The 3,800-nt window shown below is 73.1% G+C and carries 4 protein-coding genes; all 4 read left to right on the forward strand.

All coding sequences use genetic code 11. From position 1 onward, the window contains the following. Nucleotides 1-525: biotin/lipoyl-containing protein (locus tag UWG_RS29620; protein ID WP_033196012.1), on the forward strand; the 525-nt coding region annotated here is incomplete at its 5' end. Nucleotides 526-612: 87 nt separating this feature from the next. Then, nucleotides 613-1,782: an acyl-CoA dehydrogenase family protein gene (locus UWG_RS0107305; protein WP_016906548.1), complete on the forward strand. Its 1,170-nt coding sequence runs from the start codon at nt 613-615 to the stop codon at nt 1,780-1,782. A gap of 73 nt (nt 1,783-1,855) precedes the next feature. After that, the gene (locus UWG_RS29625) at nt 1,856-2,668 is read left to right on the forward strand and encodes an enoyl-CoA hydratase family protein (RefSeq protein ID WP_016906549.1); all 813 of its coding nucleotides are present in this window, start codon (nt 1,856-1,858) and stop codon (nt 2,666-2,668) included. Nucleotides 2,669-2,750: 82 nt separating this feature from the next. After that, complete coding sequence (locus tag UWG_RS0107315; RefSeq protein WP_016906550.1) at nt 2,751-3,356, forward strand: TetR/AcrR family transcriptional regulator; 606 nt, start codon at nt 2,751-2,753, stop codon at nt 3,354-3,356. Nucleotides 3,357-3,800: the final 444 nt, after the last annotated feature.

Here is a 3,800-nt window from a genome sequence, read left to right on the forward strand (position 1 = left end):
GGCGGCTGGCGCAACGTGCCCTCCCAACCGCAGGTCAAGACGTACCGCGCGGAGCCCGCGGGGGAGGACCCGGAAGAGGTCGAGGTGCGCTACCGGCTCACACGGCAAGGTCTCGTCGCCGACGCCTGTCCGGCGGTACGTCTCCTGTCGGCGGCCCCGGACGGCGTCTGCCTCGAACTCGACGGTGTCCGGCGGGAGTTCGCCGTCGCGCGCTACGGGGACCGGGTCCACGTCGACTCCGCCGCCGGCTCGTTCGCCTTCACCGCGCTGCCCCGGCTGCCCGAGCCGGAGGCGGAGCGTCGTCCCGGCTCGCTGGTGGCGCCGATGCCGGGGACGGTGGCGCGGGTCGCGGACGGGCTCGGCGTCGGCGACCGGGTGGCCGCCGGGCAGCCGCTGCTCTGGTTGGAGGCGATGAAGATGGAGCACGAGGTGGCCGCGCCCGTGTCCGGGGTGCTGACGGTGCTCGACGTCGAGCCCGGACGGCAAGTCGAGGTGGGCGCGGTGCTGGCGGTCGTCGACGAGTGACGGCCGTCGCCACGCGGGAAAGTGAGTCGGGAGCACGAGCGGGGCGCCACGTCGGGCCCCGTCCCATGAGAGGACCGGAGGCGAACCATGAGCCCAACCGACCTGCTGGACACGGAGGAACAGCGCGCGCTGCGCGCCTCGGTCGCCGCGCTCGGCGGGCGCTACGGGTGGGGATACCTCACCTCGGCCGTCGAAGACGGGCGCAGCGTCGACGAGTTGTGGCGGGAGGCGGGGAAGCTCGGGTACCTGGGTGTCAACCTGCCCGAGGAGTACGGCGGTGGGGGTGCCGGCATGGTGGAACTCTCCCTGGTGCTTGAGGAGTTGGGTGCCGCCGGCTGCCCGCTGCTGATGATGGTCGTCTCGCCCGCCATCTGCGGGACGGTGCTCGCGAGGTTCGGCACCGAGGAGCAGAAGCGAGCGTGGATACCGGGACTCTGCGACGGCAGCCGCAAGATGGCCTTCGGCATCACCGAGCCCGACGCCGGCTCCAACTCCCACCGCATCACCACGACAGCCCGCCGCAGGGAAGACGGCGGATGGGTGCTCGACGGGCGCAAGGTCTTCATCTCGGGCGTCGACATCGCCGACGCCACGCTCGTCGTCGGCCGCACCGAGGACTCCCGTACGGGGAAGCTGAAACCGTGCCTCTTCGTCGTCCCGCGCGACACCCCCGGGTTCACGCGGAGCCAGATCGACATGGAGGTCAACGCGGCCGAGAAGCAGTTCGAACTCGTCCTGGACGGCGTGGAGTTGCCGCCCGAGGCGCTCGTCGGGGACGAGGACGCCGGACTTCTCCAGCTCTTCGCGGGGCTCAACCCGGAGCGCATCATGACGGCGGCGTTCGCCATCGGTATGGGCAGGTACGCGTTGGGCAAGGCCCTGGAGTACGCGCGGGAACGGCAGGTGTGGAAGACGCCGATCGGTGCACACCAGGCGATCGCGCACCCGCTCGCTCAGGCCCATATCGAACTGGAGCAGGCCAAGTTGATGATGCGCAAGGCCGCTCTCCTCTACGACGCGGGGGACGACGTCGGCGCCGGAGAGGCGGCGAACATGGCCAAGTACGCAGCGGGCGAGGCCTCCGTCCACGCCGTCGACCAGGCGGTGCACACCCTCGGCGGCAATGGCCTCACCCGCGAGTACGGCATCGGCGGGCTGATCACGGCGGCCCGGGTGGCGCGGATCGCGCCGGTGAGCCGGGAGATGATCCTGAACTACGTGTCCCACCAGACGCTCGGGCTGCCCAAGTCGTACTGAACCGTGGGAACTTGCCCGCGCGGATGACGGCCAGGCCGCCGACCCGTCCACCACGCACCGGAGCGGAGGAGCTGTGGAGCTCGTACACCTGGCCGTCGGCGACGGCGTCGCCACCCTCACCCTCGACTCACCGCACAACCGCAACGCCCTCTCGACGCAACTCGTCGGCGAGCTCTACGAGGCGCTCGCCGCCGCTGAGCGCGACCCCGGCGTACGCGCCGTGGTGCTGACGCACGTCGGCAGCACGTTCTGCGCCGGAGCCGACCTCACGGAGGCCGCCGACGATCCGACGGCCGGGCCACGCGGACTCGCCGAGCTGCTCCGCCACCTCGTCGCCTGTCCCAAGCCCGTGATCGCCAACGTCGACGGGCACGTCCGGGCCGGCGGAACGGGGCTGTTGGGGGCGTGCGACATCGCGGTGGCGGGCCCGGCCTCGACCTTCGCCTTCACGGAGGCGCGCATCGGCGTCGCGCCCGCCGTCATCTCCATGACCGTCCTCCCCAAGCTCCAACCCCGCGCGGCGGCCCGCTACTTCCTCACGGGGGAGCGCTTCGGCGCGGAGGAGGCGGCGCGCATCGGCCTCGTGACGCTCGCCGCCGGGAAGCCGGACGCAGCGCTCGAGCCCGTGCTCGACGGGCTGCGGCGCGGCGGCCCGCAGGGGCTCGCCGAGTCGAAACGGCTGGTCACGGCCGATGTGCTGCGCCGCTTCGAGGAGGACACCGGTACCCTCGCCGAGTTGTCGGCGCGGCTCTTCGCCTCGGCGGAGGCCCGCGAGGGCATCTCCGCATTCATCGAACGACGGGAACCCGCATGGGCCTCGACCACCACAGGCGAACCGCCGCAGCCCAGGACGCCCGACGACGGGCGCACGGCCCCGCCGCACTGACGCGGCGCTGCACGGCGCCGCACCGTCGTCGACGCGTTTGCGCGTCCGGCCGCGGCACGGTGTCCCTGGCCGGGGCCGAGCGGTGAGCGCGCGAGGCGCCGAGCCCAAGCAGGACCGCAGCCGCGCCACCAGGCAGCGGCTGCTGGAGTCGGCCGTGACCTGCCTCGCCGAACTGGGCTGGGCCGGCAGCACGGTGAGCGTCGTCGCGGAGCACGCCGGGGTCTCGCGGGGCGCGGCGCAGCACCACTTTCCGACGAGGGAGGACCTCTTCACCGGCGCCGTCGAGTTCGTCGCGGAAGAGCGATCCCGCGCGCTGCGGGAACTCCCCACGCCGGAGACGGTTCCGGCCGCCGTCGACACGATCGTCGGTCTCTACACCGGTTCGCTCTTCCGCGCGGCTCTCCACCTGTGGGTCGCGGCGAGCAACGAGCCGCAACTCGGGCCGCGCGTGACGGCGTTGGAGGCGAGGATCGGCCGGGAGACGCACCGGATGGCGCTCTCGCTCCTCGGCGCCGACGAGCGCACGCCCGGCGTACGGGAGACGGTGCAGGGCCTCCTCGACATGGCCCGCGGGCTCGGGCTGGCGAACCTGCTCACCGATGACAGCGCGCGGCGTGAACACGTCGTCCGGGAGTGGGCGGTGCTCGTGGAGCGTGCTCTGACGGGCGGGATGGAACGGTCGCGGTAGGGGGTCGTTCGGGGCGCGGACGGTCCGGAGCGGGGTCGGCCGTCGGGCGTGCGGTCAGGATGCTGAACGCGTGGTGGTGCGGGCGGCGTTGGGCGGTGGCAGGGGGTGCGCGTTCTGGGCGTGGGCGGGGTGAGTGGTCTCCCTGGTCGGCGGGGGCGTGGTCGGTAGGTGCGGGTGTGGGTGGCTTCCTGGGATTTGAGGGGTGAACTCCGGGGCTGTTCCGTCGAATTGCAGGGTGGGCCCCGAGCTTCGGGTGCCGGACTGCGGGGTCGGGGTCTGTTTCGAGGGCGGGCTTCGGGGGCGCTGATGCTCGGACTTGCGCTTCGACTCCCGAGCCCCGAGCCCCGAGCCCCGACTCCCGGGCCCCGGGCCCCGGGCCCCGAGCTCCGAGCCCCGGGCCCCGAGCTCCGAGGCCTGAGCCCCGAGCTCCGAGCCCCGAGCCCC

Source organism: Streptomyces xiaopingdaonensis (genome assembly GCF_000262345.1).
In the GTDB taxonomy this organism is placed as follows: Bacteria; Actinomycetota; Actinomycetes; order Streptomycetales; family Streptomycetaceae; genus Streptomyces; species Streptomyces xiaopingdaonensis.